The 6,143-nt window shown below is 55.9% G+C and carries 8 protein-coding genes; 4 read left to right on the top strand and 4 right to left on the bottom strand.

The window, feature by feature from the left end; all coding sequences use genetic code 11:
* The first annotated feature begins 174 nt into the window (after nt 1–174).
* Nucleotides 175–1,863 carry an adenylate/guanylate cyclase domain-containing protein gene (locus AC2FJV_RS16705; RefSeq protein WP_496714117.1) on the top strand — a complete coding sequence of 563 codons (1,689 nt, stop codon included), beginning with the start codon at nt 175–177 and terminating at the stop codon, nt 1,861–1,863.
* Between the two features lie 71 nt (nt 1,864–1,934).
* On the opposite strand, the gene AC2FJV_RS16700 is transcribed toward AC2FJV_RS16705, so the two are convergent.
* The 4 genes from AC2FJV_RS16700 to AC2FJV_RS16685 form a co-directional block, all read right to left on the bottom strand.
* Nucleotides 1,935–2,348: a cupin domain-containing protein gene (locus AC2FJV_RS16700; protein ID WP_496694488.1), complete on the bottom strand. Its 414-nt coding sequence runs from the start codon at nt 2,346–2,348 to the stop codon at nt 1,935–1,937.
* A 785-nt stretch (nt 2,349–3,133) separates the two neighbouring features.
* Nucleotides 3,134–3,451: a uroporphyrinogen-III C-methyltransferase gene (locus AC2FJV_RS16695; RefSeq protein ID WP_496714120.1), complete on the bottom strand. Its 318-nt coding sequence runs from the start codon at nt 3,449–3,451 to the stop codon at nt 3,134–3,136.
* 53 nt (nt 3,452–3,504) lie between these two features.
* Nucleotides 3,505–3,822, bottom strand: a complete 318-nt coding sequence (locus AC2FJV_RS16690; RefSeq protein ID WP_281995615.1) for a carboxymuconolactone decarboxylase family protein — start codon at nt 3,820–3,822, stop codon at nt 3,505–3,507.
* A 21-nt stretch (nt 3,823–3,843) separates the two neighbouring features.
* Nucleotides 3,844–4,761 (bottom strand): LysR family transcriptional regulator, encoded by a 918-nt coding sequence (locus tag AC2FJV_RS16685; RefSeq protein ID WP_282022501.1) that lies wholly within the window; start codon nt 4,759–4,761, stop codon nt 3,844–3,846.
* 131 nt (nt 4,762–4,892) lie between these two features.
* On the opposite strand from AC2FJV_RS16685, the gene AC2FJV_RS16680 reads away from it, so the two are divergent.
* From AC2FJV_RS16680 to AC2FJV_RS16670, 3 genes are all read left to right on the top strand, one after another.
* Entirely contained in the window at nt 4,893–5,117 is a 225-nt protein-coding gene (locus AC2FJV_RS16680) for a YjiS-like domain-containing protein (RefSeq protein WP_496690079.1), read from the top strand.
* On the top strand, nt 5,107–5,373 hold the full coding sequence (locus tag AC2FJV_RS16675) for a DUF1127 domain-containing protein (RefSeq protein ID WP_496714116.1): 267 nt from the start codon (nt 5,107–5,109) through the stop codon (nt 5,371–5,373). Before AC2FJV_RS16680 ends, AC2FJV_RS16675 begins: the two co-directional genes overlap by 11 nt.
* Before the next feature lie 358 nt (nt 5,374–5,731).
* Nucleotides 5,732–6,115 (top strand): GNAT family N-acetyltransferase, encoded by a 384-nt coding sequence (locus AC2FJV_RS16670; protein ID WP_425595874.1) that lies wholly within the window; start codon nt 5,732–5,734, stop codon nt 6,113–6,115.
* Nucleotides 6,116–6,143 lie beyond the last annotated feature (28 nt).

Below are 6,143 nucleotides of genomic sequence, written 5' to 3'. Positions count from 1 at the left end.
AAGGTATTCCTCTCGGCCATCGCTCTCGCTGCTACAGTCCTATTCTGGCTGTAAATCAATGAGTCTGGAGCCTACGGCTTTTCAAAATCTGACGAATGGGCTGACAGAAGCAACCCACCGAGCTAACTTCATTGCAAAGAGGAGGGGTGAATGGGAAGACGTCTCACGACGGTATTGGCCGCCGACATTGTGGGCTATTCCGCGCTGATGGATCAGGACCGTACTGGCACAGTCGCTGCATTAAAGACCTTCCGCGAGGACACGTTTCTCCCGATCGTGGAAGATACCAATGGTTCACTGATCAAAAGCATGGGCGACGGCTGGATCGTCGAGTTTCAATCACCATCTGAAGCAGCAGCTTGCGCGATTGCAGTTCAGTCCGCCCACAGACCTGACCACATCAAACTGCGCATCGGGGTTCACACAGGGGAAGTGGTAACCGATGGCGATGACATTTTCGGCGACGGCATCAATGTTGCGGCGCGTCTGGAGGCTCTCGCGAAGCCGGGACAAGTGCTCTTTTCAGATACGTCACATAACAGCCTTGACCGTAACGATGCGGGATTATTCGACGGCGGAGAGCAAACCGAACTGAAAAACATCACGCGGCATGTTGGAATCTGGTGTTGGCCAAAGGGTACGAAAGCCAATCTCGCGATCAAAGCGGATGTGAGGCCGGGAATCGCAGTGCTCCCATTCGACAATATGTCGGGTGATCCGGAGCAGGAGTTCTTTGCCGATGGCATAACGGAAGACATCATAACTGAGCTATCTCGGTTTCGTTGGTTGATGGTCGTCGCACGAAACTCTTCTTTTGCTTATAAGGGGAAAAGCACGGACATCCGCGACATGGGCCGCGACTTAGGGGTTCGGTATGTACTGGAAGGCTCCGTTCGGCGTTCCGGGCAGCGCGTCCGCATCACGGGACAGCTCATAGATACCGAAAATGGGAGCCATTTGTGGGCGGACCGCTTTGACGGTGTGCTCGACGACATCTTTGATCTTCAAGATCAAGTCACCGAAGACGTAGTTACAGCTATTGAACCATCGGTGCGGCACGCTGAAACAAATCGTGCGCGTGCAAAACCCACCAAGGACTTACAGGCATACGAGCTCTACCTCCGAGCATTATCACATTTCCACTTGCTGACTGACCAAGACAACATAGAGGCAATACGACTGACAAAACTGGCTTTGGATCGAGATCCGGAATACGCCTCCGCAGCGGGCTTGCTAGCATGGCTTCATATCCAACGTCTTGTGCAAGGTTTGGAACCTGTAGATCAGGGACCCAAGTCAGCTGTCGCGGCCGCAGAGCAGGTGCTGCGGAGCGATCGCGCGGACGGCATTGCAAAGGCTTATGCCGCACATTCGATCTCTATGCTGGCACAAGACCTGTCCCGCGCGCGGACAGCCTTTAAGGAAGCATTGTCGGAAAATCCCAACGCGGCGACGGTCCACATGCTCGCCGCTGCAAATCTTTATTTGCTGAATCGCCCTGACAAGGCGCTGGAACATGCAGTCCGGTCTGTCGAACTCAGCCCGGGTGATCCATTGCGGCACGCCGCTTTCATGGGACAGGGTGCCGCCTTGTTTCACTTGGGACGTTATGCGGAAGCCGCGCAGGCCTGTCGCGAAGCCTTGTCTGTGCGTGCAACCTTCCTGATGAGCCACCTGATGCTGATTGCCTCGCTTGCTGAGCTCGATGACATAGATGCGGCAAAAACAGCGGCTGTCAAATTGAACGAAATCGCTCCGAATGCGGCTTCGATAACCGAGACAACACGTTTACCATTATTCTCTATTCCAACCTGCGCTGATCGCTGGCGCAGCGGGTGGAAAAAAGCAGGGTTGCAAGTGTGAAGGCAAACGGCACCCCCCCGGTTCCGACAACCATGCATTCGGTAAAGGATGTTTCGCCTTTGTCTTGAAAATCAGTCGCTGACCAAAACTCTGCCTGGCTGGCCCTCCTCATGGACACGGAACACCAAAATGGTTGCCCCTTCGTCCCCTGAGCGAGCGGTGTGCACTTTCTTCAACGGAACGACGCCTACGTCACCTGAAAAAGTTTCTTGTTCGCCTTCGCCGTCTAGGATGAGGGTGACGCTGCCCTGCAGAATGTAGGCAAATTCTTCACCGGGATGCCAATGCATTGGTAAAGTGAGGTTTGGTGGTAGGGCAACATGGCTCACGACAACCTCCAAGCCCTCAGTGCTTTTGAGCGACTCGGTTAGCAAGTCCTGAATAAGCGGTTTTTGCAAAGTCGCTGGATCCCGCACATCGTGCGACATAGCCGCTGCGGCACCAGTCAAGACAATCAAAAAAGCAAATATGATTGGTTTCCACATCTAATCCCCTCCTACTTTTAGAAGATGATGGCATTGGGACCTTTTCGAAATCAATGCTGGTGTGCACGCGGTTAACTGCGGCGTTCCAAATTGTTGTGTCAAAGGCTGTTCCAGGGTCCGCAAAGTTCGCGGAGCGCTTCTTAGTGGACGGTGCGGCGAGTGGCGGCTTAGTCCGCTCGTTTCCTGTTCGCCGAGGGTAATACGAATGGCCGCAATGCTCCTGCAACGGGCGTTCGTATTTCGAGCGGCGAAAGTTCCAGTGAGCCCTGAGCTGCCATCGACTAGGCTATTATTCTTCGCATGTGCAGCGCGTCGCGAACCGCACATTCTGGACGTTCGGTGCCAGGTCACGAATGGTGGGTGAGCGGACAAAGCCGCCTTGTGCACCTGCAGCTATTGCTGGTGCAGCATCGGTTTGCAACTGCGGCACGCTCGCCGCTGCCTTGCAGGCGAAGTCGCCGGACCGGACGTTTCAAGGTCGGCGCTGTTGACGTGTTTGCTCAATCTCAATGCCCAGTGATTTGTGCTTAGGCCGCCGAACCCTCGTTCGGAGCTCTTAGCCTTGAGACAGACTTTGGCATCGCGGCATCTTTGGCAACACCTTGGGGCCAGGTCACCAACAGGATTGCGCAGCCGGAGATGCCGTTGTCCTCGATAACTGGCGCGACAGAAGCCGCAGTTGTCGTCAGGTGTCTCTGGCTTGGCTTGGATACAACAACGCAGATATCGACTGGCGTGTCGCGCGGCAAGCCTTCCGCAATCCATTGCGCGAACATCCGACCGGCCTAGCGCACGGACATGTAAAGTGCGGTTGTCATGCCTGGCCCTGACAATCGCGTGCTGTCTGGGGTCGGATCATCGGCGGCCCCGGTACCGGTCGCCAGAACAAGGGTATTGGCAACGGCCCGTTCGGTCAGGCTGCGCGTCAATCCAGCACCAGCGGCGCAAGCGGCGGTGACACCCGGCACCATTTTGACGGGAATACCAGCGGCCCGCGCCGTTTTGATCTCCTCAGTCGCGCGTCCAAATATTCCCGAGTCCCCGGATTTCAGGCGCACAACCCGGCGTCCTTTTCGCGCTTCGGCCACGACCAGCGCGTTGATGCTATCTTGCGGCTAGGCGTGACCTCGCAGCAAATTTCCTTTCGAAGCTCAAGTCAGTCATTGCGGCCTTCGGCTTCGAACACTTCGGCGATCTCTTTCTGAGTGAGATCCGCCTTGCGTCCTCCGGCAATGTTCACCTTCAACTGCGGCCGCGTTTGACCGCCAAGCGCTGTGAGAGCAGCGACGGTCGCCAAGTATCTGTCACGCAGAGGCAATTCCGGGCGGGCAAATTGCAGGCCGTAGGCAAAACCCACCAAGCCCTCGGCCATATCGGGCAATAGGTGTCCGTATCTTTCGTTCAGAGCATTTTCCATTCCAGGGTTCAGCCGTTCGGAAAGCTCCCGTCCTATGTCGGTTGTGGTTTGAGTCACGCCAAAGGCCTTCTTGATATGTCAGGTTCCGGTATTTGCGATCTGGTCGCGATTTTTATCATGGGCATCGCTGAATTCACGCACCAGGAAGTCAACGAACGCCCGTGTCTTCGGGGCCAGATTGCGCCGATCGGCAAACATCACGACGATGTCCGTGCTGGCCGGGGAATATTCGGGAATGACATGCACCAACTCGCCCGAGAAGAACCGCGGGTTCGCCATGTAGCAGGGCAATCGGGCGATCCCGATGCCAGCAAGTGCGGCGCGAAAGATCACGTCGGTGCTGTTGCCCTCGAAAGTCCCTTGTGCGTCAAAGCTGTCGTCACCGTCGTGCCACGTATTGCGACTGCTGCTGCCCGCGATCCGAAGGCAATCGTGATCGGCCAGATCTGCGAAACACTTCGGCGTTTCTCGGCGCTTCAGATAGGCAGGCGCGGCACAAAGCACCCGGCGGCTTTGCATGATGCGGCGAACAACGATGTCGGGATCCTTGCGCTGTTCAGCAAAGCAGATGGCAACGTCGAACCCTTCGCTTTGCAGATCGATTTCACGATCCGTCAAATCCAGCGAAATCTGGATGTCTGGGTTTTGCGCCATGAGGTCCGGCAAGGCGGGAATCAGCTGCGACTTTCCAAACGCGACGGTCGAGGCGATTTTCAGCTTGCCGCGCGGTGTGCCATCCATGTTCAGGATAAGCGCCTCGGCCTCTTTGAACTTTTCGGCCATCGCCTTGCATTTCTGATAGAGTTCATGGCCTTCCTCTGTCGGCGACACACCCGTCCGGGTCCGGTTTAGCAAGCGACAATGAACATGATCCTCAAGCAAACCAATCTGCTTGCTGACCGCCGAAGGGGTCTGCCCCATGGATCGCGCGGCGGCCGAGATGCTCCCACGCTCGACCACAGTCGCAAAAATCAACATTTGCGCTGAAATATCCATGTCTCACCACCTGCCTGTTCCACATTGGCACAGGGCCTATGCCAATTTCGGAAATTGTGAGCGCCACCAAACACTCCTATCTCTGCAGTGCGGCACAAATACCGCACCGCAGCAATAGACGAGGCGCGAACATGGCAATCACACGCTCAAGCAGTTGGCTGGACGCCGTTCTGGACGTCAGCCGCTTAATAATTCATCAAAATTGGGACGGTTTTCGCGACGCGCAGGCCAAACGGAAGATCTATCGCGACACCTACCACGAGCTTTCGATGCTCACCGACCGCGATCTGGCAGATCTGGGAATTCCCCGCAACGGCATCCAAAAACTGGCACTGGAGGCGGCTTATGGCGTTTAGTGTCCACTCAACCGCGACGATCCGACCTGACAAAGCCAACTTGGGCACGTTGTCCAACGCGATTTACAGATTTGCGGCAAGGTCCACAGCAACGGCGAAATCCGTTCTGAAGGCAATACATGCAGCCCGGATGATGTCGGTTTTGGCGAACATGAGCGATCGGCAATTGGCCGCGATCGGCATCACGCGCTCCGAGATTCCGCAGTACGCGGAACGGCTCATGGCGCAGGAAACAGATGGAAAAAGCCAAGACTAATGCGGCGGGCCCCAATCCGAGGATTGCTTGCAAACTTGAACACGAATTGCTGGTCCTCGCTCCTCCCAGAGTAAGCCAGCAAAAGCAGCGGCGACGAAAAATATCAACAGGGACCGCCAATGCTTTTGGGCCAGCACCTTCACCTCCTCCCGAAGATGCTGGCCCAATCCACGTCTGCAATCGGAGCGACAAGGCGATTGTCCATCTCAGACATCATCAAAACTTTGCCATTCGCCGACTCTATCCAGCTGACCAAAACGAGATCTGCGATCACTTTCGACGGCTCGACGCCGAGTCTCGGCGCGCGCGGTTCTGTGGGACTTTCAGCGACGAGAGTCTGACGACCTAAGTTCAGAGCATTCCTCATTATGACAGCATTCTCTGCGGCGCGTTTGCAAAAGGGCGTCGGAGGGGCGCCGCCGAACTCCGCGGTGACGACCAGACCGGATCTACAAAGACGGAAGCCGCCTTTTCTGTCGAACCTGATTGGCAAAACATCGGAATTGGTGATGCGCTGTTCGAGCGCATTATCGCAATCGCGCGGAAGTGGGGCATCAGTTCAATTGAATTGATGTGCCTGCGAGAGAACCGCCGCATGAGGCATCTTGCAGCAAAGCACAATGCTCGGCTGTGCATCGATCAGGGCGTTGCTAAAGCCGTTTTGCATCCAAACTGGTCATCACCCTCCTCCCAAGCCGCAGAAGTCGTTGGTGAAGTCAGGGGATTTCGCTTGTTCATTTGAGTGGGGGGAGAAACAAACGTTCCGAAAC

The sequence above is a fragment of the Ruegeria sp. CDSA241 genome (genome assembly GCF_059611265.1).
This window is presented reverse-complemented; position numbering and strand designations above follow the sequence as displayed.